The organism is Campylobacter sp. CFSAN093241 (assembly GCF_012889595.1).
GTDB classification, from domain to species: Bacteria; Campylobacterota; Campylobacteria; order Campylobacterales; family Campylobacteraceae; genus Campylobacter_D; species Campylobacter_D jejuni.
In genome coordinates, this window is the sequence record NZ_CP040612.1 from 111,506 (window position 1) to 131,475 (window position 19,970).

26 protein-coding genes and 1 pseudogene are annotated in these 19,970 nt (G+C 30.7%); 22 read left to right on the forward strand and 5 right to left on the reverse strand.

Going from position 1 to position 19,970, the window contains the following annotated elements:
* The 22 genes and pseudogenes from FBE96_RS00505 (at position 1) to FBE96_RS00610 (ending at position 16,373) form a co-directional block, all read left to right on the forward strand.
* Positions 1 to 837 (forward strand): ParB/RepB/Spo0J family partition protein, encoded by an 837-nt coding sequence (locus tag FBE96_RS00505; protein ID WP_002851919.1) that lies wholly within the window; start codon positions 1 to 3, stop codon positions 835 to 837.
* Positions 838 to 897: 60 nt separating this feature from the next.
* On the forward strand, positions 898 to 1,323 hold the full coding sequence (locus tag FBE96_RS00510; RefSeq protein ID WP_002851812.1) for a FoF1 ATP synthase subunit B': 426 nt from the start codon (positions 898 to 900) through the stop codon (positions 1,321 to 1,323).
* A gap of 10 nt (positions 1,324 to 1,333) precedes the next feature.
* Positions 1,334 to 1,846 carry a F0F1 ATP synthase subunit B gene (locus tag FBE96_RS00515; protein WP_002851681.1) on the forward strand — a complete coding sequence of 171 codons (513 nt, stop codon included), beginning with the start codon at positions 1,334 to 1,336 and terminating at the stop codon, positions 1,844 to 1,846.
* A 2-nt stretch (positions 1,847 to 1,848) separates the two neighbouring features.
* Complete coding sequence (locus FBE96_RS00520) at positions 1,849 to 2,370, forward strand: F0F1 ATP synthase subunit delta (RefSeq protein WP_002851861.1); 522 nt, start codon at positions 1,849 to 1,851, stop codon at positions 2,368 to 2,370.
* A gap of 13 nt (positions 2,371 to 2,383) precedes the next feature.
* Entirely contained in the window at positions 2,384 to 3,889 is a 1,506-nt protein-coding gene (gene atpA, locus FBE96_RS00525; RefSeq protein WP_002851836.1) for a F0F1 ATP synthase subunit alpha, read from the forward strand.
* Positions 3,890 to 3,897: 8 nt separating this feature from the next.
* Entirely contained in the window at positions 3,898 to 4,782 is an 885-nt protein-coding gene (gene atpG / locus FBE96_RS00530) for an ATP synthase F1 subunit gamma (RefSeq protein ID WP_002851834.1), read from the forward strand.
* Between the two features lie 25 nt (positions 4,783 to 4,807).
* Positions 4,808 to 6,205, forward strand: a complete 1,398-nt coding sequence (gene atpD / locus FBE96_RS00535; protein ID WP_002852005.1) for a F0F1 ATP synthase subunit beta — start codon at positions 4,808 to 4,810, stop codon at positions 6,203 to 6,205.
* A 3-nt stretch (positions 6,206 to 6,208) separates the two neighbouring features.
* Positions 6,209 to 6,598 (forward strand): ATP synthase F1 subunit epsilon, encoded by a 390-nt coding sequence (gene atpC, locus FBE96_RS00540; RefSeq protein ID WP_002851752.1) that lies wholly within the window; start codon positions 6,209 to 6,211, stop codon positions 6,596 to 6,598.
* A complete protein-coding gene (locus FBE96_RS00545) occupies positions 6,598 to 7,152 on the forward strand; it encodes a MotA/TolQ/ExbB proton channel family protein (RefSeq protein ID WP_002854361.1) in 555 nt (184 codons plus the stop codon). The genes atpC and FBE96_RS00545 overlap by 1 nt, the downstream gene beginning before the upstream one ends.
* A gap of 8 nt (positions 7,153 to 7,160) precedes the next feature.
* Positions 7,161 to 7,550 carry an ExbD/TolR family protein gene (locus FBE96_RS00550; protein ID WP_002858790.1) on the forward strand — a complete coding sequence of 130 codons (390 nt, stop codon included), beginning with the start codon at positions 7,161 to 7,163 and terminating at the stop codon, positions 7,548 to 7,550.
* 2 nt (positions 7,551 to 7,552) lie between these two features.
* On the forward strand, positions 7,553 to 8,332 hold the full coding sequence (locus FBE96_RS00555) for a TonB C-terminal domain-containing protein (RefSeq protein ID WP_002859784.1): 780 nt from the start codon (positions 7,553 to 7,555) through the stop codon (positions 8,330 to 8,332).
* Positions 8,333 to 8,341: 9 nt separating this feature from the next.
* Positions 8,342 to 9,550 (forward strand): Tol-Pal system protein TolB, encoded by a 1,209-nt coding sequence (gene tolB / locus FBE96_RS00560; RefSeq protein WP_002858647.1) that lies wholly within the window; start codon positions 8,342 to 8,344, stop codon positions 9,548 to 9,550.
* Positions 9,551 to 9,626: 76 nt separating this feature from the next.
* Complete coding sequence (gene pal, locus FBE96_RS00565) at positions 9,627 to 10,124, forward strand: peptidoglycan-associated lipoprotein Pal (RefSeq protein WP_002871918.1); 498 nt, start codon at positions 9,627 to 9,629, stop codon at positions 10,122 to 10,124.
* Between the two features lie 3 nt (positions 10,125 to 10,127).
* Complete coding sequence (locus FBE96_RS00570; protein WP_002851738.1) at positions 10,128 to 11,075, forward strand: tetratricopeptide repeat protein; 948 nt, start codon at positions 10,128 to 10,130, stop codon at positions 11,073 to 11,075.
* A 14-nt stretch (positions 11,076 to 11,089) separates the two neighbouring features.
* Entirely contained in the window at positions 11,090 to 11,659 is a 570-nt protein-coding gene (locus FBE96_RS00575) for a peptidylprolyl isomerase (protein WP_002851661.1), read from the forward strand.
* Positions 11,660 to 11,706: 47 nt separating this feature from the next.
* Entirely contained in the window at positions 11,707 to 12,579 is an 873-nt protein-coding gene (locus tag FBE96_RS00580) for an ACP S-malonyltransferase (protein WP_229151379.1), read from the forward strand.
* On the forward strand, positions 12,576 to 13,265 hold the full coding sequence (gene pfs, locus FBE96_RS00585) for an aminodeoxyfutalosine nucleosidase (RefSeq protein WP_002859787.1): 690 nt from the start codon (positions 12,576 to 12,578) through the stop codon (positions 13,263 to 13,265). The genes FBE96_RS00580 and pfs overlap by 4 nt, the downstream gene beginning before the upstream one ends.
* The gene (locus FBE96_RS00590; protein ID WP_002851719.1) at positions 13,262 to 14,017 is read left to right on the forward strand and encodes a tRNA 2-thiocytidine(32) synthetase TtcA; all 756 of its coding nucleotides are present in this window, start codon (positions 13,262 to 13,264) and stop codon (positions 14,015 to 14,017) included. Before pfs ends, FBE96_RS00590 begins: the two co-directional genes overlap by 4 nt.
* Positions 14,018 to 14,021: 4 nt before the next feature.
* Positions 14,022 to 14,543: a cysteine hydrolase family protein gene (locus tag FBE96_RS00595; protein WP_002785057.1), complete on the forward strand. Its 522-nt coding sequence runs from the start codon at positions 14,022 to 14,024 to the stop codon at positions 14,541 to 14,543.
* On the forward strand, positions 14,543 to 15,157 hold the full coding sequence (recO, locus tag FBE96_RS00600) for a recombination protein RecO (protein WP_002851895.1): 615 nt from the start codon (positions 14,543 to 14,545) through the stop codon (positions 15,155 to 15,157). Before FBE96_RS00595 ends, recO begins: the two co-directional genes overlap by 1 nt.
* On the forward strand, positions 15,154 to 15,561 hold the full coding sequence (gene ybeY, locus FBE96_RS00605; protein ID WP_002851664.1) for an rRNA maturation RNase YbeY: 408 nt from the start codon (positions 15,154 to 15,156) through the stop codon (positions 15,559 to 15,561). The genes recO and ybeY overlap by 4 nt, the downstream gene beginning before the upstream one ends.
* A 123-nt stretch (positions 15,562 to 15,684) precedes the next feature.
* A pseudogene (locus FBE96_RS00610) lies at positions 15,685 to 16,373 on the forward strand (hypothetical protein).
* A gap of 24 nt (positions 16,374 to 16,397) precedes the next feature.
* On the opposite strand, the gene FBE96_RS00615 reads toward FBE96_RS00610, so the two are convergent.
* From FBE96_RS00615 to accD, 5 genes are read right to left on the reverse strand one after another with little or no spacing between them, the layout of a single operon-like run.
* Positions 16,398 to 17,324: a tRNA-dihydrouridine synthase gene (locus FBE96_RS00615; RefSeq protein ID WP_002851926.1), complete on the reverse strand. Its 927-nt coding sequence runs from the start codon at positions 17,322 to 17,324 to the stop codon at positions 16,398 to 16,400.
* Positions 17,321 to 18,307, reverse strand: a complete 987-nt coding sequence (locus FBE96_RS00620) for a hypothetical protein (protein ID WP_002851806.1) — start codon at positions 18,305 to 18,307, stop codon at positions 17,321 to 17,323. The genes FBE96_RS00615 and FBE96_RS00620 overlap by 4 nt, the downstream gene beginning before the upstream one ends.
* The gene (gene dksA / locus FBE96_RS00625; protein ID WP_002851949.1) at positions 18,297 to 18,659 is read right to left on the reverse strand and encodes a molecular chaperone DnaK suppressor DksA; all 363 of its coding nucleotides are present in this window, start codon (positions 18,657 to 18,659) and stop codon (positions 18,297 to 18,299) included. Before dksA ends, FBE96_RS00620 begins: the two co-directional genes overlap by 11 nt.
* Positions 18,660 to 18,670: 11 nt before the next feature.
* Complete coding sequence (locus FBE96_RS00630; RefSeq protein WP_002851666.1) at positions 18,671 to 19,120, reverse strand: 23S rRNA (pseudouridine(1915)-N(3))-methyltransferase RlmH; 450 nt, start codon at positions 19,118 to 19,120, stop codon at positions 18,671 to 18,673.
* A 1-nt stretch (position 19,121) separates the two neighbouring features.
* Entirely contained in the window at positions 19,122 to 19,964 is an 843-nt protein-coding gene (accD, locus tag FBE96_RS00635; protein ID WP_002851791.1) for an acetyl-CoA carboxylase, carboxyltransferase subunit beta, read from the reverse strand.
* Between the last annotated feature and the right edge of the window lie 6 nt (positions 19,965 to 19,970).

Sequence of the window (19,970 nt, forward strand, 5' to 3'; positions counted from 1 at the left end):
ATGGGGTTAAATAAAGATAGGGGTTTAAGTAGTTTAATCAGTGATATGGATACTGTTTATAGTAAAGAATTGGGTTTTGATAAAAATCAAAGCACTATGATAGAAATTGATCAAATTTCACCCAATCCATTTCAGCCAAGAAAGAATTTTGATCAAGAAGCTTTAGATGAACTTGCTAATTCTATCAAAGAATTTGGACTTATTCAGCCTATTATTGTATTTAAAAAAAATAATAAATTTATTTTAATTGCTGGGGAACGTCGCTTAAGAGCAGTGAAAGCATTAGGAAAAAAAGAAATTCTAGCTTTTATTGCTGATATTGATGAGAATAAGCTTAGAGAATTGGCTCTTATTGAAAATATACAAAGAGAGAATTTAAACCCTATTGAGCTTGCTAATTCTTATAAGGATTTAATGCAAGTTCATAAAATTACTCAAGAGAATTTAGCAGAACTTATTCATAAGTCTCGTACTCAAATAACAAATACTTTAAGACTTCTGAATTTAGATATTAGAACTCAAGAGTTGATTGCTTCTGGAAAAATTTCTCAGGGTCATGCTAAAGTTTTGGTTGGTTTAGATCAAAAAGATGAAAAAATGTTGGTTGATAGCATAATAGGTCAAAAACTTAATGTTAGAGATACTGAAAAAATAGTTAAAAAAATAAAAAATAATGAAAGCTTACCTAATCAAGAATTTGAAGATGAAATAAAAAAATTAAAACAAATACTAAATCGCTTTGGATTTGACTGCAAAAATAAAAATAATGATTTTGTAATTCATTTAGAAAATATTGATAAAATTAAAAAATTAATCAAAATGCTTGAAAAGCTTTAACCAAAATCTTAGCTTTTTTATGGTAAAATAGTCCTTCAAAAATTCTAACCAAGGAGAATTATGTTTGAAGATATGCATCCTTCCATAATGCTTGCTACTATGGCTATTTTTTTAGCTATGATAGTTATTTTAAATAGTATGCTGTATAAGCCGCTTTTAAAATTTATGGATGAAAGAAATGATTCTATAAAAAATGATGAGAATAAAGTAAAAGAAAATTCTCAAGAAGTTTTAGGTGTGAATGATGAATTAGAAGCTATTCATATTAACACTAGAGAAGAAATTCAAAAAATTAAACAAAGTGCTATAGCTGCTGCTAAAGAAGAGGCAGAGCAAATTCTTAGAAGCAAGAAAGAAGAATTAGAAAGAAAAATGGCCAGTTTTTATGCAGATTTAGCCGTTCAAAAAAAAGAGTTGCAAGAACATTTAAACATACATTTATCTGAGCTTAAGCAAGCTTTGCAAAATAACATAAAGAAAATTTAAGAGGAGAGAAATGAGTAAGTTATTCTTTATTATATTTTTGCTACCTTTGTATGCTTTTGGTGCATCAAACGGTAGTGGAGAATATGATATTATTCCAAGGACTATTAATTTTCTAATTTTTGTAGCTATATTGTATTATTTTGTTGCAACTCCATTTAAAAATTTTTACAAAAACCGTATTGTAAAAATTTCTTCTAAACTTGATGAAATTCAAAAAAAACTTTTAGAAAGTAAAGCTAAGAAATTAGACACGATGAAAAAACTTGAAGAAGCTAAGGCAAGTGCTGCTGCCGCTTTAATTACAGCAAAAAAAGAAGCTGAAATTTTAGTTCAAAATATTAAGAAAGAGACTCAAGATGAGTTAGATTTACTTCAAAAACATTTTGAGGAACAAAAAGATTATGAATTTAGAAAAATGGAAAAAGAATTAGTATCAAATACTTTAAATGAAATTTTTTCTGATCCAAATATGACATTAAAACAGAGTGAAATAATAGAACTTATGATGAAGAAGGTATCTTAAATATGGAAAATATAATTGCAAGAAGATATGCAAAAGCGATAGCTTCAAGAGCTGATATAAATGATTTTTATCAGAATTTGTGTATTTTAAATTCTGCTTTTGTTTTGCCAAAATTTAAAAATATTATAGAATCTAATGAGATTAAAAAAGAAAGAAAAATGGAATTTCTTGATTCTTTTTTTGATATTAAAAATTCTAGTTTTCAAAATTTTTTAAGACTTTTGATTGAAAATTCAAGATTAGAATGCATTCCTCAAATAGTTAAAGAACTTGAAAGACAAAAAGCTTTTAAAGAAAATATTTTTGTTGGTATTGTATATTCTAAAGAAAAATTAAGTCAAGAAAATCTTAAAGATCTTGAAGTCAAACTTAACAAAAAATTTGATGCAAATATTAAACTAAATAATAAAATCAGTCAAGATGATAGTGTTAAAATAGAATTAGAAGAATTAGGTTATGAACTTTCTTTTTCTATGAAAGCTCTTCAAAATAAGCTAAACGAATATATATTGAAAATTATCTAAGGAGAAAAAGTAAATGAAATTTAAAGCTGATGAGATCAGTTCAATAATCAAAGAAAGAATTGAAAATTTTGATTTAAATCTTGAAATTGAAGAAACAGGAAAGATTATTTCTGTAGCTGATGGTGTTGCTAAGGTATATGGACTTAAGAATATTATGGCTGGAGAAATGGTAGAATTTGAAAATGGTGATAAAGGAATGGCCTTAAACCTTGAAGAGTCGAGTGTAGGTATTGTTATACTTGGAAAAGGAGAAGGTTTAAAAGAAGGTGCTTCTGTAAAAAGACTTAAGAAATTACTTAAAGTTCCAGTAGGTGAGGCTTTGATTGGCCGTGTTGTAAATGCTTTAGGTGAGCCAATTGATGCTAAAGGTGTGATCAATGCTAATGAATATCGTTTTGTTGAAGAAAAAGCAAAAGGTATTATGGCGAGAAAAAGTGTTCATGAGCCTTTACATACAGGAATTAAAGCTATTGATGCGCTTGTGCCAATTGGTCGTGGTCAAAGAGAGCTTATCATAGGTGATAGACAAACAGGTAAAACTACTGTTGCTGTTGATACTATTATATCTCAAAGAGGTCAAGGAGTTATCTGTATATATGTTGCAATTGGTCAAAAGCAAAGTACAGTGGCACAAGTGGTTAAAAGACTAGAAGAACATGGTGCTATGGAATATACTATTGTTGTAAATGCCGGTGCTTCAGATCCTGCGGCTTTACAGTACTTAGCTCCATATACTGGTGTAACCATGGGTGAATTTTTTAGAGACAACGCAAAACATGCTTTAATTGTTTATGATGATTTGAGCAAGCATGCTGTAGCTTATCGCGAAATGTCTTTGATTTTACGTCGTCCTCCAGGTCGTGAAGCTTATCCAGGTGATGTTTTTTACCTTCATTCAAGATTGCTTGAAAGAGCAAGCAAGCTAAATGATGAATTAGGTGCTGGTTCTTTGACGGCATTGCCGATAATTGAAACACAAGCAGGAGATGTTTCTGCTTATATTCCAACTAATGTTATTTCAATTACAGATGGACAAATTTTCTTAGAAACTGATTTATTTAACTCAGGAATTCGTCCTGCAATTAATGTTGGTTTATCAGTATCTCGTGTAGGTGGGGCTGCTCAAATTAAAGCTACAAAACAAGTTTCAGGCACATTAAGACTTGACCTTGCTCAATATAGAGAGCTTCAAGCTTTTGCACAATTTGCTAGTGATTTAGATGAGGCAAGTAGAAAACAACTTGAACGTGGACAAAGAATGGTTGAACTTTTAAAACAACCACCTTATTCTCCGCTTAGCGTTGAAAAACAAGTAGTTTTAATTTTTGCAGGAACCAAAGGTTTCTTAGATGATATTGCTGTTTCTAGAATTAAGGAATTTGAAGATGGAATTTATCCTTTTATTGAGGCAAAACATCCAGATATTTTTGAGCAAATTCGCTCTAAAAAAGCTTTAGATTCTGATTTGGAAGAAAAACTAGCTAAAGCCATTAATGAGTTTAAAGCAAATCATTTATAAGGTCTTTTATGTCTAATTTAAAAGAAATTAAAAGAAAAATTAAAAGTGTTCATAACACTCAAAAGACTACAAATGCTATGAAGCTAGTTTCTACTGCTAAGTTAAAAAAAGCAGAAGAAGCAGCTAAAAGATCAAAAATTTATGCACAAAAAATCGATGAAATTTTGAGTGAAATTTCATTTCAGATCAATAAAATTGTTCACAATGAAGATGATGTGCGTTTATCTTTGTTTCATAAAAAAGAACAAATTAAAACCGTAGATTTAATATTTATCACTGCAGATAAAGGCTTATGCGGTGGTTTTAATATTAAGACTTTAAAAACAGTAAGTGAAATGCTAAAAGAATATGAAGCAAAAAATATTAATATTCGTCTTAGAGCTATAGGTAAAACTGGGATTGAATATTTTAATTTTCAAAAAATAGAATTGTTAGAGAAATATTTCCATCTTAGTTCTAGTCCTGATTATGAGAAAGCATGTGAAGTAATTCATGCTGCTGTAGATGATTTTTTAAATGGAAATACAGATGAAGTGATTTTAGTTCATAATGGTTATAAAAATATGATTACCCAAGAACTTAAAATTAATCATCTTATTCCAGTTGAGCCAAAGAGTATTGAACAGACTCATAATTCTCTTTTAGAGCTTGAACCGGAAGGAACTGAGCTTTTAAAAGATTTAATGAAAACGTATTTTGAGTATAATATGTATTATGCGTTAATCGATTCTTTGGCGGCAGAGCATAGCGCAAGAATGCAAGCTATGGATAATGCAACTAATAACGCAAAGGCAAGAGTGAAACAACTAAATTTAGCTTATAACAAAGCAAGACAAGAATCCATTACTACTGAGCTTATAGAGATTATCAGTGGTGTTGAATCAATGAAATAGTAAAATTTTAAGGAGAAGATAAATAATGCAAGGATTTATTTCACAGGTATTAGGTCCGGTTGTTGATGTAGATTTTAACGACTATTTGCCTCAAATTAATGAAGCAATTGTTGTAAATTTTGAAAGCGAAGGAAAAAAACATAAACTTGTTTTAGAAGTAGCAGCTCATTTAGGAGATAATAGAGTTAGAACTATTGCTATGGATATGACAGATGGTTTGGTAAGGGGCTTAAAAGCTGAGGCTTTAGGTGCTCCCATTAGTGTTCCTGTTGGTGAGAAAGTTTTAGGAAGAATTTTCAATGTTACTGGAGATTTGATCGATGAAGGTGAAGAAATTTCTTTTGATAAAAAATGGGCAATTCATAGAGATCCACCAGCTTTTGAAGATCAAAGCACAAAAAGTGAGATTTTTGAAACAGGGATTAAAGTTGTAGATTTACTTGCTCCTTATGCAAAAGGTGGTAAAGTAGGTCTTTTTGGTGGTGCAGGTGTTGGTAAAACTGTTATTATTATGGAGCTTATTCACAATGTTGCATTTAAGCATAGCGGCTATTCTGTATTTGCAGGTGTGGGTGAGAGAACTCGTGAAGGAAATGACCTTTATAATGAAATGAAAGAAAGTAATGTTTTAGACAAAGTTGCTCTATGTTATGGACAAATGAATGAACCACCAGGGGCAAGAAATCGTATTGCTTTAACAGGTTTAACAATGGCTGAGTATTTTAGAGATGAAATGGGTCTTGATGTGCTTATGTTTATTGATAATATCTTTAGATTTTCACAATCAGGTTCTGAAATGTCAGCACTTTTAGGAAGAATTCCATCAGCTGTGGGTTATCAACCAACCTTAGCAAGTGAAATGGGTAAATTCCAAGAAAGAATTACTTCAACTAAAAAAGGCTCAATCACTTCAGTTCAAGCTGTTTACGTTCCAGCTGATGACTTAACAGACCCAGCTCCAGCAACTGTTTTTGCTCACTTAGATGCTACAACGGTTTTAAATAGAGCTATTGCTGAAAAGGGTATTTATCCTGCAGTTGACCCACTTGACTCAACTTCAAGAATGCTTGACCCAAATATCATTGGAGAAGAACATTATAAAGTTGCTCGTGGTGTTCAATCAGTGCTTCAAAAATACAAAGATTTACAAGATATCATCGCCATTTTAGGTATGGATGAGCTTAGCGAAGAGGATAAACTTGTAGTTGAAAGAGCAAGAAAGATTGAAAAATTCTTATCACAACCATTTTTCGTTGCAGAAGTTTTCACAGGTAGCCCAGGAAAATATATAAGCCTTGAAGATACAATAGCAGGATTTAAGGGAATTTTAGAAGGTAAATATGATCATTTACCAGAAAATGCTTTCTATATGGTTGGAAATATAGATGAAGCTATTGCAAAAGCGGATAAATTAAAAGGTTAATTTATGAACGATTTGATTAATTTCGAGATAGTTACGCCTTTGGGTGTAATCTATCAAGGAGAAGTAAAATCTGTTACTTTACCGGGTAGTGAAGGAGAATTTGGCGTGCTTAAAGGACATGCTGCTTTGGTTTCTTCTTTAAAATCTGGAGTAATTGATATTGAAAAAGCTGATTTAAACCATGAATTAATTGCTATTGATGCTGGACATGCAAAGGTAGATGAAGATAAGATTTGCGTGTTAGCAAAGGGTGCGGTTTGGGTTTGTGGAAGTGATGAAAGTGAGATTGAAAAAAATCTTGCTCAAGCAAAAGATTTGATTAAATCTATGAGTTCTGATAATGCAGCTTTAGCAGCAACTTTTTCAAAACTTGATAATGCAAGGATGCATTAATGAATTTTGAAGCTATATTTCATTTTTTCAATAGTTCAAGTATTATTACTTATATAGTTTTATTATGGCTTTCTTTATATTTTATTTTAGCATTTAGTATTTTGTTTGCTAGATTGACTTATTTGGCTACATGGAGAAATAAAGAAAAAGAAAGTTTAGAAACTTTGCTCTTGGGTGAGAAGGATTTAAGTCGTACTGATTCGATTTTAAGAAAATGTAATGATACAACTTCAAATCATTTAGAAATCTATAAAAATTTAGCAAGTCGCCGCGCTTCTGCTGGACTTACTTGGCTTAGTATTATTGCTTCAACTTCACCTTTTATAGGTCTTTTTGGGACAGTTATTTCTATACTTGAAACTTTTGGTGGGCTTGGAACTCAAAATTCTTTAAGTATCATAGCTCCTAAAATCAGCGAGGCTTTAGTTGCTACAGGTTGTGGTATTTTAGTAGCAATTCCTGCTTATACATTTCATCTCATCATTAAAAGAAAAGCTTTTGAACTTTTAAGCATTATTGATAGCGAGATTAAAGTTATAAGTTCGAGTAAATAAGGTTAAAAATGCCATTTGATGATGAAAAACCTGAACTTAATATCACACCTTTAGTAGATATTATGCTTGTATTGCTTGCGATTTTAATGGTAACAGCTCCAAGCATTACTTATGAAGAAAAAATTAATCTTCCACAAGGTAGTCAAAAAAATACCAGCACTCCAACTGTTAAGAGTTTAATTATTAGTATTAATGCAAAAAAAGAAATTTTTTTAAATCAAGAAAAATACGATTTTATAAGTTTTGCTGACAATCTTGCTCAAAGAAAAGCACAATTTAATACCGAAGATCCGGTTTTTATACGCGCTGATAAAAGCTTAAAATATGACGATGTTATTTCAGTCTTAAGAAGTGTAAAAAATTTAGGATTTAATAAAGTTGCTTTACAGACTGAATAATCATGAAAAATTATGGTTTGAGTAATTTAAATTCGTTTTTACTTGCTTTAGCAATATATATTAGTATAGTAATTCTTGTTTTTTTTAGACTTGTAAGCGAGGTTGAACCTGCTATACAATATACTGATATAAAAGATAGTTTTGTAGATATTGAACTTGCTGAACCATCAAAACAAGTTATTACTCAAAGCAACACTCCTAAAGAAATACAAAAACCAACAGAGCAAATTGATATAGAAAAGCTTTTTGCTCAGACTACAAATAAAACAGTTAAAACTGAAGATATTGACCAAAAGGCAAGTAATTTTAATGAGCTTTTTGGAAATATTAAAGAAATACAAGAAGAAAAGACTACAAAAATTCAATCAAGTGCTAAATCAGGAATTTCTAGTGCCCCAAAACCTCAAGCTTCTGAACTTGTAAAACAACTTAATGATAGTTTACTTCAAGAAGAAAGTTCAACGCAAGGCGAAAGCACAAAGGCGCAAAAGATTGGAATTTATGATGAATTTTTAGGGAAAGTTGTGCGTATTATCACTCAAAGATGGACTCAGTATTATCCAAATAGTGAAAAAATTTCTGTTAAGGTAAAAATTTTTATTGATGAAAATGGAAAATTTGGCTATACTTCAGTTGAAAAAAGTGGGAATCCTTTATATGATGCTAAAGTGGCTGAATTTTTAGAAAGTCAAAAAGGTAAATTTATTACTTATCCTCCGCAAAATAAAAATATAAGCATTACCATGAATTTAAGAGATGAAGTAAAAGTTAAAAATGATTAGGAGAAAAAAATGAAAAAAATTGTAGCAATTTTTTTAGTCTTTTTAGGAAGTCTTTGGGCAGAAGATCCAGTGATTGATGTTGTTAATTCTGGTGTAGTTTTACCAAAGATTATTGTTAAAGACAATTCAAATTTAAGTGATGAGAATTTAAAGAAAAGCTTTTATAATATCATTGTGAACGATTTGAAAGTAAGTTCAAACTTTGAAGTTGTTGCTAATGCAACTGAGACAAGTAATTATATTTTTGAATACACTTTAAATAAAAATGGTAACACTTTGAGTTTAAATGTAAAAATAAAAGCTGGCGGTTCTGATAAGTCAGAGCAAACTTATACTTTAAATGGTTTAGAGCAATATCCATTTTTGGCACATAAAAGTGTCAAAGCTTCTGTAAATGCGTTAGGACTTGCACCTGTTGATTGGATGGATCATAAAATTTTGATCGCGAGAAATTCTAGCTCTAAAAAAAGTCAAATTATTATGGCTGATTATACTTTAACTTATCAAAAAGTTATTGTTGATGGTGGACTTAATTTATTTCCAAAATGGGGAAATAAAGAACAAACTCTATTTTATTATACAGCTTATGATCATGATAAGCCAACTTTATACCGTTATGATTTAAATACCAATAAAGCTAGTAAAATTTTATCAAGTGGCGGTATGGTTGTAGCAAGTGATGTGAATGTAGATGGAAGTAAACTACTTGTTACCATGGCTCCAAAAGATCAGCCTGATGTTTATTTATATGACTTAAATACCAAAAATCTAACACAATTAACTAATTATTCTGGTATTGATGTTAATGGAAATTTTATTGGCTCAGATGATAGTAAAGTGGTATTTGTAAGCGATCGTTTAGGATATCCTAATATTTTTATGCAAGATTTAAATAGCAATAGTGCTGAACAAGTTGTTTTTCATGGTAGAAACAATTCGGCTGTTTCGACTTATAAAGATTTTTTGGTTTATTCAAGTCGTGAACCAAATCAAGCAGGTGTTTTTAATATTTATTTGATGTCAATTAATAGTGATTATATTCGTCAACTTACAGCAAATGGAAAAAATTTATTTCCAAGATTTTCTAGTGATGGTGGAAGTATAGTATTTATCAAATATTTAGGTGCGCAAAGTGCTTTGGGTGTTATTCGTGTAAATGCAAATAAGACTTTTTATTTTCCTCTTAGGGTTGGAAAAATTCAATCAATTGATTGGTAAAAATTTCAATTTTAGGTTAAAATTAATTAAAAATTAGATATAATAATAAGAATTTATTAACTTTGAAAGGTCATAAATGAAAAAAATTCTTTTTACTTCAATCGCAGCTCTTGCAGTTGTTATTAGTGGTTGTAGCACAAAAAGCACTAGCGTAAGCGGTGATAGTAGTGTTGATTCAAATCGTGGTTCAGGTGGAAGTGATGGTTGGGATATTGATTCAAAAATTTCTCAACTTAATGATACTTTAAATAAAGTATATTTTGATTTTGATAAATTCAACATTCGTCCTGATATGCAAAATGTTGTAAGCACAAATGCTAATATTTTTAACACTGAAGTAAGCGGTGTAAGTATTATTGTTGAAGGAAACTGCGATGAGTGGGGAACCGATGAATATAACCAAGCTCTAGGTTTAAAAAGAGCAAAAGCTGTAAAAGAAGCTTTAATCGCTAAAGGTGTAAATGCTGATAGAATTGCTGTTAAAAGCTATGGAGAAACAAATCCTGTGTGCACTGAAAAAACTAAAGCTTGCGATGCGCAAAATAGACGTGCTGAATTTAAATTATCAAGATAATTAATGAAAAAAATATTCACAGTAGCTCTTCTTGGAGCTACTTTACTTTATGCAGAAAGCTCAGCTTTTGGTGCAGGAGATATAACAAGCAATTCTTCTTATGGTTTAACTTCAAATGAAAAATTATTTAAAGAAAAGTTAGATAATTTAAATAATGAAAATATACAAACAAATGCTAGAATTAATGAAATTAACGAAAGAATCGAGGGTTTACAAAGCACTTTAGAAGGTATAAATTCTCAATATGCCAAATCAAATTCTAGATTAAGTCAAGTTGAAGAGAATAATCAAAATATTGAAAATAATTTTACTAGTGAAATTCAAAAATTAAAGGCTTATGTTGAAGAAAGTAGAAAAATTCAAGAAGCTAATAATAAGCAAGTAAAAAAAGTTTTAGCCGAACTTAGTTCTTTAGTAGATGCTATTAATGCAAATTATGTTTCTAAAAACGAATTAAATGATGCAAATTTAAGCGTTAAAACTATTACACCTAGTGTTGTTGTTTCAACTACAGATTCAAATAGTACCATTGAAAACAATAATACTCAAAATACCCAAGATGATAAAGCAAAACAAATTGATGAATCTTGGAAAAAGAAAAAAAATAATGAAATTTTAGAATTAGCGATAAAAGATGTTGATAAAAATGCTTTTGAAGATTCCAAAGCAAAATTAAATTTTCTCATAACAAAGCAGTATAAACCTGCAAGAGCAAATTTTTGGTTAGGGGAGATCGAGTATAAACAAAAAAATTATAACAATGCTATTGTTTATTATAAAAAAAGTTCTTCTTTGAGTACAAAAGGAGATTATTTCCCAAAACTTTTATATCATACTGCCATTTCATTGGATAAAACAGGTGATACAAAAACAGCAAATGGTTTTTATAAAGCTTTAAAAACTAATTATCCAAATTCACCCGAAGCAAAAGCTTCACCTAATAGAAAATAAATTAAGGAGATAAAATGGCTATAGAAAAAAATAGTGTAGTTTCAATGTTTTATGAGTTAAAAGATGCAAATACAAATGAAGTTTTAGAATCAAATTTATATTCTCAACCTATTTCTTTTATTTTAGGCAAAGGTCAGATTTTAGAAAGCTTAGAAGAAGAAGTGATGAAGCTTGATTGCCCTAGCAATGCTGATGTGGTAATTAAAAAAGAAAAAGGTTTAGGCGAATACGATGAAAATGCCGTTCAAACTTTACCAAAAGAGCAATTTGCAGGTATTGATTTAAAAGTAGGTATGGAGCTTTTTGGCGAAGGTGAAAATGGCGAAACCGTTCGTGTAACTGTAAAAGAAATTGGTGAAAATGATGTGACAATTGATTATAATCATCCTTATGCAGGTCGTGATTTGCTTTTTTCTTTAAATATCGTAGATGCTAGAGCTGCGAGTGAAGATGAAATTCTTACAGGTATTATCGCAGGAAGTCATAGTTGTGGTTGTGGAAGCGGACATGGACACGATCATCATCACGGACATGGACATGGTGGCGGCGGTTGCTGTGGTGGCGGCGGTTGCGGTTGTCATTAATGAATGCTGCGTTTATATTTCCAGGTCAAGGCTCTCAAAGTCTTGGCATGGGAAAAGATTTTTATGAAAACTCTATAAAAGCCAAAGAACTCCTTCAAAACGCAAGTGATTTTTGTAAGATTGATTTTAAACATTTGCTTTTTGAAGAAAACGAAAAACTCAATCAAAGTGAATTTACTCAACCCGCCATCGTTTTAAATTCCTTAATGGCTTATAGTGTTTTACTTGAAAAAAAACCTGATTTAAGTTCGAAATTTGCTTTAGGGCATTCTTTGGGAGAATTTTCAGCCTTAGCTGTCAATGGTGCTTTTGATTTTTTAGAGGCTCTTTCTTTGGTCAATAAAAGAGGGCTTTTCATGCAAGAAGATTGTGCAAAAGTTGAAGCAGGTATGATGGTGGTTTTGGGGCTTGATGATGAAAAGGTTGAAGAGCTTTGTCAAAAAGCACAAAAAGAAAACAAGCAAATTTTCGCTGCAAATTATAACTGCGATGGACAAATCGTTGTAGCAGGTTTAAAACCTGATTTAGCAAGTTATGAAAGTGTATTTAAAGAAGCAGGAGCTAAAAGAGCTATGCTTTTAAATATGAGCGTGGCAAGTCATTGTCCTCTTTTGGAAAATGCTTCAGCTAAGCTTTGTGTGGAGCTTGAAAAGGTGTTAAAACCAAATTTTAAAGCCGTAATTTCTAATGCAAATGCCAAAATTTATACAAGCAAAGAAGAAGCCCTTGAGCTTTTAAAAGCACAACTTATCTCTCCTGTGCTTTATAAACAAAGCATTAAGGCATGTGAAAATGAAGTAGATTATTTCATAGAATTTGGCGCAAGTGTGCTTAAGGGTTTGAATAAAAAAATCACTTCAAAAGAAACTTATGCTTTAACAAATATGAATGATATTGATGAATTTTTAAAGGTTGTATGATGAAAATAGCAATTTTAGGAGCCATGAGTGAAGAAATCACTCCTTTGCTTGAAACACTTAAAGATTATACGAAAATAGAACACGCTAACAATACTTATTATTTTGCAAAGTATAAAAACCATGAACTTGTTTTAGCGTATTCTAAAATTGGCAAGGTAAATTCTACTCTTAGTGCTAGTGTGATGATAGAAAAATTTGGCGCACAAGCTTTGCTTTTTACAGGAGTTGCAGGTGCTTTTAATCCTGAACTTGAAATTGGCGATTTGCTTTATGCAACAAAATTAGCTCAATACGATCTTGATATTACTGCTTTTGGACATCCTTTGGGTTTTGTTCCAGGTAATGAAATTTTTATCAAAACCGATGAGAAATTAAACAATCTTGCTTTAGAAGTTGCTAAGGAATTAAATATCAAACTTCGTGCAGGCATTATTGCAACGGGTGATGAGTTTATTTGCGATGAAGCAAAAAAAGCAAAAATTAGAGAAATTTTCAATGCGGATGCTTGTGAAATGGAAGGCGCAAGTGTGGCTTTGGTTTGTGATGCTTTAAAGGTGCCTTGTTTTATCTTAAGAGCTATGAGTGATAAAGCAGGGGAAAAGGCTGAATTTGATTTTGATGAGTTTGTGATCAATTCAGCTAAAATTTCAGCCAATTTTGTGCTTAAAATGTGCGAGAAATTATGATAAATCTTAGCAAAAAACTCATACGCCAAGTTGCACAAGCTAATGCTAAATTTGGACTTATTAAAGATGGAGATAGGGTTCTTTTAGGGCTTAGTGGCGGGAAAGATTCTTTGGCTTTAGCCCATCTTTTAAATCGTATGCAAGCTCACGCTCCTTTTAAATTTGAACTTGAAGCGGTAACTTTGAGTTATGGTATGGGCGAGGATTATTCTCATCTTCATGCACATTGTGAAGAACACGGCATTAAACATAGCGTGCTTGATTCAAATATTTATGAAGTTTCAGGCGATACCATAAGAGAAAATTCAAGTTTTTGTAGTTATTTTTCGAGAATGCGTCGTGGAGCTTTATATACTTACGCTCTTGAAAAAGGTTTTAACAAGCTTGCTATAGCTCATCATTTAGATGATGCAGCAGAAAGCTTTTTTATGAATTTTATTCATAATGGAGCTTTAAGAACCTTAGCACCTATTTATCAAAGCAAACGCGGTATAACTGTGATACGCCCTTTGATTTTTGTGCGTGAAAGACAGCTTAGAGATAATGCTACGCAAAATGAACTTAGCGTGATAGGAAATGAATTTTGTCCTGGTATGAAACTCAGTGAAAAAAATGTAAAATTTCCACACGCTAGAGAAGAAGCTAAACAGCTTTTAGCAAATTTAGAAAAAGATCATCCTAAGCTTTTTACAAGTTTAAAAACCGCTTTTGCCAATTTACACACGGAGAGTTTTTGGCTTCAAAAGGCATAAAAGCATGAAAAAAGCTTTTGTTTTAGTGGATTATCAAAATGATTTTATTGATGGAAGTTTAGGTTTTGATAAGGCTTTAAAAATCAAAGAAAATATTCTTAAAGCCTTAAATCAAATCGATTTTAATAACACGCATTTGCTTTTAACCTATGATACGCATGATGAGCATTATCTACAAAGTAAAGAAGGTTTAAATTTACCTGTAAAACATTGCATTAAAGAGAGTTTGGGTTGGCAAATGCCAAAGGAATTTGAACCTTTTTTACAAAAAGCTCATAAAATTTTTTATAAAAATACTTTTGGTAGCTTAGAATTAGCTAATTTCATACAAAAAAGTGATTATGAAGAACTTCATTTTGCAGGGCTTGTTTCTCATATTTGTGTGTTTTGTAATATCATTTTAGCTTTTGGTGCTAAGCCTAATGCAAGGATAATTTTACACCAAAATTTAAGTGCAAGTTTTGATGAAAATTTAGAAAAATCCGCTTTTGATATACTTAGGGCTTATGGTATTGAAATTGTTTAATGCAAGGCTTTATACTTCATACTCAAAAAGTTAAAGATGAGGATTTGATCGTTTATATTTTAAGTCCTAAAATGCTTATTAAGGCTTATCGTTTTTATGGACTTAGACATTCTAGTATTTTAAGCGGCTATAAAATCGACTTTGCTTTAGAAGAAAATCCTAGTTTTTTACCAAGACTTAAAGATGTATTGCATTTGGGATTTTTATGGATTATGCAAAGGGATAAAATGCTTATTTGGCAAGAATTTATCCGTCTTTTATATAGGCATTTAAAAGATGTGGAAGAGCTTGATAGTTTTTATTTTGATTTACTTGATGAGTGTGTGAAAAGGTTTGAAAAACAAAATCCAAAGCGTGTTATTGTTGATGCTTATTTAAAAATTTTGGAATTTGAAGGAAGATTGCATAAAGATTTTTTTTGTTTTGCCTGTGATGAGAAAATTCAAAATTCCATTACATTGCTAAGGGCTTTTTTACCTTCGCATTCTCAATGTGCTTTAGGATTTGAGTTTGAAGAGAAAAAACTAAAACAATTTTATAGTAGTAAAAATTGTGCGATTTTTGATGATGAAGAAATAGAAAATTTATATCATTTGATTAAGGAAGGTTTATGATATTAAGTGATGAAAAATGTGATTTTTTAGAATCTATAGCAAGTTTTTTAAGTCCTAAAGATGTGGAGCTTGTCTTTGTGGATAGTAAAGAAATGCAAGAAATTAACTTAGAGCAAAGAAAACAAGATAAAACCACTGATGTACTTTCTTTTCCACTTGAAAATATCGATGAGAGTTTGCCTTTGGGTTCTGTTGTGATCAATGTGGATTTGGCAAAAGAAAAGGCTAAAGAGTTAGGGCATAGCTATGAAGAAGAAATAAGCTTGCTTTTTATCCACGCTATGCTTCATTTGTTAGGTTTTGATCATGAAAATGATAATGGAGAAATGAGAGAAAAAGAGAAAGAACTTATAGAGCATTTTAATTTACCTAAAAGTTTGATTGTAAGGACTTTGGAAGATTAAGTAAGATTTTTTTCAAGGGCTAGAAGACTTGCGCTTTATATTTTAAATATATGAGTAAAAATATTAAAAAAAATCATTTTTGCCGATTTACTTTAGAATAAAATTTATTCCAAGGTGATAAAGATGATAGTATTTCCTCTAAGCTCTTTTAATAGATATTTTGGAAACAATCCTTTGCAAACACTTACCAAAATAAGAGATGAAAGTATTGAAAATGGAAATCCCGAGCTTACAAAAAAACAAAGAGAAGAATTAGGTAATGATTTGATAGATTTGTATAAGATTTCTAAAAAATTCAGCGATAAAATAGAATTAGTCGAGGGTTCAATAGAAGATAAGCTTAGAAACAATGAATTACCAGAATCAGAAGTTAAAAATTTATTTCAATGGATGGATGAAAATGCTAAACACCCTAGTTGGATGCATATTGATGGCGTGAGTTATGATGAAGCTTATGTTAAAATTTTTCACACAAGCAAAAGTATAGATGAATTTAAAGAAAAATATCTTGAGCTTCAAAAAAATATTTTGTTGATTTTAACAATATTGATTCATCGCAGAAAAAACTGCAAGAAACTTCAGAAGAAGACAAAAAAGCTTTCAAACCTATACAAGTAGAAAGTAAAAGCGAAACCTACAAAGATGATAATAAAATGAATGAGCTTTTAAGAAAACTACTAGAAACTAAATTTGGCACAAGCGATGAGCTAGAAATTCTTTTTGGTATGAATTTTAGCAATGATAATGCAGGGGAATTTAATAAAATTCTTTCTCAAAACACTTCAGCAAAAATTATAGATATTAAGGCTTAAGATTTTTTAAATTATAAAAATCAATCAAGTTAAACTAAAAAATTCTTCTATTTTTTTTCGCATTTCTTCGACATTGTCGATACGATTAACGGTATCTCTAAAGGTTGAAGCGTCTTTATGCCCTTTAGAATACTCGTGTAAATGCTTGCGAAATATACTTACGCCTTGATCTTTGTAGTGTTTTATCATTTCATCAAAATGAGTGAGTATGATTTCTTTTTTGAGTTTTTCATCTACACTTTTACCGCTTTTGATTTCATAAAATATCCAAGGATTTCCTACGCTTGCACGCCCTATCATGAGTCCATCACATTTTGTGATTTTATAAACTTCTTTAGCGTTTTGTGCGTTAATATCGCCATTTGCAATCACAGGAATTTTCACGCTCGCTTTAGCACTAGCAATGGATCCATAATCGGCTTTTCCGCTATAAAGCTGTTTTCTTGTGCGTCCGTGGATACTTATAAAATCCACCCCCAAGCTTTCACAAATTTTAGCCATTTTTTCAGGATATTTTTCATTAAATCCTAGTCGAAATTTCACACTTGTAAGGCTTTTTTTATTGTTTTCTTTAATCACTCCTACAAGATTTTTAAAAAGCTCTAAATTTTCTAGCAAAGCACTGCCAGCACATTGTTTAACAACTTTATTTACAGGGCAACCGCAATTAAAATCGATCCCATCTACAAAATCCATTTCATTTAGCATTTGCACTGCTTTTTTTAGCACTTCTTTATCTCCACCTGCAATTTGGACTATATAAGGATTTTCTAATTCAGCTCTTTCTAGCATATGTAAAGTTTTAGAACTTTCATAAACTAAGGCATTAGAACTTATCATTTCACTTATGGTAATATCAGCACCAAATTTTTTTACTACATTACGAAAAGGCAGATCTGAAAAACCTGCCATAGGGGCTAAAAACAGGGGTTTTTTGCTAAAATCTATCATTGTATGAGTTGATTTAGATCGATTTTGATATTTTTTTCACGCAAGGCTAAAAAGGCTTTAAAATCATTAAATTTTTTATCATCATTGTGAATTTGTTCTCTTAACTCATCCAAAAGTCCAAATTCAGCCAAAAGATATAAATATGCTCTTAAAGCTTCGCTTTTTTCATTTTTAATTTTGTTAAAAATTCCTAAAATAGCATCAGGATTTAAAAGTTTAGTACTTAGTTTTGCTGCGTTAAGATAGTCTTTTTCGCTTAATATGTTGTGTGAAAGTAAAACTTCATATTCTGCTACACTAAGTTCTAAATTTCCTTCTTTAAAACGCTTGATAAGTGTGAGAACTTCAGAAGGCTTTTTAGGGATTTTTACATTTTTAATTTGCTCATAACTAGCTTTTTCTATAAGAGTGTTAAAAGCAATTTCTTCAAATTCATCTTTGATTTCATTAAGGTTTTTAAGTTTGTTATAGGCATAATTTGCATCATTTTTGAGATGATTTTTTTCATTTTGCAAATATAAAACATTGTTATTTTCGAGTTTAAATTTGCTAAGGTTAAAAAATTCGTTTTTATTTAAACCATCAATAAGATCTAAAATTTCATTGATTTTATTTGAGTGTGGAATTTTTTCATGTGTTTTTATGGTTTTAAAAAGTTGTGCTACAGATCTAAATTCTTTTGTTTGAAAAGTGGTTTTAAGATCTTTTTCAAGGAGTAAATCTTGAGTATAAGCTTCAAATTTAGCTGCATCTTTAAAAAAATGCTTAAATTTTAAATAACGCAAAAATCCATAAAATGCTATGTGTAAAACGGCTAAAATCATATAAATAAATAAAGGAATAACAAGCCATATCATAATAGGTAGTTCAAAGGTATAAGTGCTGATATTTAGAGTATAGCTTCCTAGTTCTAGATGCCAAGCAAAGGCAAAAATAAGTGCTATATAAATAAAACTTGCAAGTAAGAAGAGTTTAATTTTCATGTTTTTTTCCTTGTTCTGCAATTTGACGGCAAGTGATACAATATCTTGCGTGAGGTTTGACTTTTAGTCTTTGAGAGTCGATTTCATCATCGCAAGATTCGCAAATTCCATAAGTGCCGTTTTTGATTTTATCTAAAGAATCTTCGATTTCTATAAGTTCTTCTTTGAGATTGGTGCTGATAGCAAAGTCAATTTGAGAGCCTGTTTCTATGACAGAAAAATCTACACTATCGCTTGGGACGCTATTGTGAAGAGCTTCGATTTCATTTGAATTGCTTTGCAAATTTTCTAAGATGGCTTTTTTTCTTTCTTCTAAAATATTTTTGAAATTTTGTATTTCATTTTTTTTCATTTTAAAACTTTCTATTTGTGATAAGGGTGATTGTTGTTGATGCAAAATGCACGATAAATTTGTTCTAAAAGTAAGGTTTTAACAAATTGATGTGCTAAAGTAAGTTTGCTTAATGATAGTCTAAAATCCAAACTTTGATTAAATTCTTCTCTTAAACCATAAGCACCTCCTATAAAAAAACTTAATTCATTTTTATCTTGGATGAGTTTTGCAAATTCTATACTTGTAAGATCTTTCCCTTTTTCATCAAGAGCGATACAATAGCCTTTTTTATAAGGCATAAAAGCTTCTTCATAGCTTTTTTTTGCTTCTATGGCATTTAAATTTTGAGCTAAGGCTATTTTTTTATTAAAAACATTTATTTCTTTTAAAGTGGCGTATTTGGAGATGAGTTTAGAGTATTTCTCACTACAAGTTTTAAATTCATCACTTTTTTGAATACAAAAGATATTAACTTGCAAATTATTTTCCACTAAAAAATTTTAGTACATCGCTAAGATATTGTTTTTGTTCTCCTCTTTCAACTATGGCATCTATAAGTCCATGTTCTAACAAGAACTCTGCTTTTTGAAAACCTTCAGGTAAATCTGCTCCTATAGTTTGTTTAATAACTCTTGCGCCAGCAAAACCTACTAAAGCTTCAGGTTCAGCGATGATTAAATCTCCAAGCCAAGCAAAAGAAGCACTTACTCCACCCATAGTAGGATCGGTTAAAATGCTAATATAAGGAAGTTTTTCTTTGCTAAGAAGTTTAAGTGCAGCACTAGTTTTGCTCATTTGCATCAAAGAATAAGTACTTTCTTGCATTCTAGCTCCACCGCTTGCACTTACGATGACAAGAGAAGTTTTGCTTGTGATAGCTCTTTGTATAGCTCTAACAATTTTTTCTCCTTCAACAGAACCTAAAGATCCGCCCATAAAAGAAAAATCAAATACAACAAGTTGGGTTTTTAAACCATTGATTTCACATTCTCCACTGATGACAGAACTTTTTCTACCTGTTTTACTTTCACCTTCGCTAAGGCGTTTTTTATAGGATTTGCTATCAACAAATTTTAAAGGATCTATAGCTTCTAAATTTGCATCATACTCAATAAAACTGCCTTCATCGCTTAAAAGTTTAATGCGTTCATCAGCTGAAATTCTCATGTGATAATTGCATTTAGGACAAACATTAAAACAAGATTCTATTTCTTTATAATACATCAAAGCATGACAACTTTGGCACTTTACCCAGTGATTTGGCGCTTCTTTAACGCTAGGTTGTTGTCTTCTTATTTTTGAAAAAATATCTGCAAAATTCATATATTC

Excerpts from the sequence above, each read along its gene's own strand:
- FBE96_RS00505 (WP_002851919.1), top strand. The coding sequence starts at position 1 with ATGGGGTTAAATAAAGATAGGGGTTTAAGTAGTTTAATCAGTGATATG.
- FBE96_RS00590 (WP_002851719.1), top strand. The coding sequence starts at position 13,262 with ATGATAAATCTTAGCAAAAAACTCATACGCCAAGTTGCACAAGCTAAT.
- FBE96_RS00615 (WP_002851926.1), bottom strand. The coding sequence starts at position 17,324 with ATGATAGATTTTAGCAAAAAACCCCTGTTTTTAGCCCCTATGGCAGGT.
- FBE96_RS00555 (WP_002859784.1), top strand. The coding sequence starts at position 7,553 with ATGAAAAATTATGGTTTGAGTAATTTAAATTCGTTTTTACTTGCTTTA.
- dksA (WP_002851949.1), bottom strand. The coding sequence starts at position 18,659 with ATGAAAAAAAATGAAATACAAAATTTCAAAAATATTTTAGAAGAAAGA.
- tolB (WP_002858647.1), top strand. The coding sequence starts at position 8,342 with ATGAAAAAAATTGTAGCAATTTTTTTAGTCTTTTTAGGAAGTCTTTGG.
- FBE96_RS00545 (WP_002854361.1), top strand. The coding sequence starts at position 6,598 with ATGAATTTTGAAGCTATATTTCATTTTTTCAATAGTTCAAGTATTATT.
- atpG (WP_002851834.1), top strand. The coding sequence starts at position 3,898 with ATGTCTAATTTAAAAGAAATTAAAAGAAAAATTAAAAGTGTTCATAAC.
- FBE96_RS00575 (WP_002851661.1), top strand. The coding sequence starts at position 11,090 with ATGGCTATAGAAAAAAATAGTGTAGTTTCAATGTTTTATGAGTTAAAA.
- FBE96_RS00580 (WP_229151379.1), top strand. The coding sequence starts at position 11,707 with ATGGGAAAAGATTTTTATGAAAACTCTATAAAAGCCAAAGAACTCCTT.
- FBE96_RS00515 (WP_002851681.1), top strand. The coding sequence starts at position 1,334 with ATGAGTAAGTTATTCTTTATTATATTTTTGCTACCTTTGTATGCTTTT.
- ybeY (WP_002851664.1), top strand. The coding sequence starts at position 15,154 with ATGATATTAAGTGATGAAAAATGTGATTTTTTAGAATCTATAGCAAGT.
- FBE96_RS00520 (WP_002851861.1), top strand. The coding sequence starts at position 1,849 with ATGGAAAATATAATTGCAAGAAGATATGCAAAAGCGATAGCTTCAAGA.
- atpD (WP_002852005.1), top strand. The coding sequence starts at position 4,808 with ATGCAAGGATTTATTTCACAGGTATTAGGTCCGGTTGTTGATGTAGAT.
- FBE96_RS00510 (WP_002851812.1), top strand. The coding sequence starts at position 898 with ATGTTTGAAGATATGCATCCTTCCATAATGCTTGCTACTATGGCTATT.
- FBE96_RS00620 (WP_002851806.1), bottom strand. The coding sequence starts at position 18,307 with ATGAAAATTAAACTCTTCTTACTTGCAAGTTTTATTTATATAGCACTT.
- atpC (WP_002851752.1), top strand. The coding sequence starts at position 6,209 with ATGAACGATTTGATTAATTTCGAGATAGTTACGCCTTTGGGTGTAATC.
- accD (WP_002851791.1), bottom strand. The coding sequence starts at position 19,964 with ATGAATTTTGCAGATATTTTTTCAAAAATAAGAAGACAACAACCTAGC.
- FBE96_RS00595 (WP_002785057.1), top strand. The coding sequence starts at position 14,022 with ATGAAAAAAGCTTTTGTTTTAGTGGATTATCAAAATGATTTTATTGAT.
- pal (WP_002871918.1), top strand. The coding sequence starts at position 9,627 with ATGAAAAAAATTCTTTTTACTTCAATCGCAGCTCTTGCAGTTGTTATT.
- recO (WP_002851895.1), top strand. The coding sequence starts at position 14,543 with ATGCAAGGCTTTATACTTCATACTCAAAAAGTTAAAGATGAGGATTTG.
- atpA (WP_002851836.1), top strand. The coding sequence starts at position 2,384 with ATGAAATTTAAAGCTGATGAGATCAGTTCAATAATCAAAGAAAGAATT.
- FBE96_RS00550 (WP_002858790.1), top strand. The coding sequence starts at position 7,161 with ATGCCATTTGATGATGAAAAACCTGAACTTAATATCACACCTTTAGTA.
- FBE96_RS00570 (WP_002851738.1), top strand. The coding sequence starts at position 10,128 with ATGAAAAAAATATTCACAGTAGCTCTTCTTGGAGCTACTTTACTTTAT.
- pfs (WP_002859787.1), top strand. The coding sequence starts at position 12,576 with ATGATGAAAATAGCAATTTTAGGAGCCATGAGTGAAGAAATCACTCCT.